This window comes from Pseudomonas persica, assembly GCF_900291015.1.
GTDB lineage: Bacteria > Pseudomonadota > Gammaproteobacteria > Pseudomonadales > Pseudomonadaceae > Aquipseudomonas.
In genome coordinates this window covers 1-298 of record NZ_OLKL01000089.1, presented here as the reverse complement: position 1 = coordinate 298, position 298 = coordinate 1, and the positions used below count along the sequence as shown (strand labels likewise).

At 60.4% G+C, this 298-nt stretch carries 1 protein-coding gene; it reads left to right on the top strand.

Annotated elements, in window-relative coordinates; genetic code table 11:
• The coding region (locus FQ664_RS25815; protein ID WP_144175843.1) for a DUF4189 domain-containing protein at positions 1–298 on the top strand (298 nt) is incomplete at both ends.

Genomic DNA, 298 nt, shown 5'->3' with positions numbered 1-298 from the left:
CAGAGCCAGCAAGCCAGCAGCTATGTGTACACCGAAGAAGACTATATCGCCGACCAGATTGCGCGGAACATCGCTGCAGCCCGCAACGCGCAGCTGAGGAAGGACGCCAAGCGCGACTGGTGGGGTTCGCTGGCGGTCAACACTGAAGATGGGGCGTGGTACGTCCATCTGAACGACGAGACAAGCGACGATGCGCTGACCAACGCCATGAAGCAGTGCAAGGGCGTCTGTTATCCGATTGTCACCTTTGCCAACACGTGCGTGGCCCCGGCGTACAGCGGGTACGGCGGAATGTACC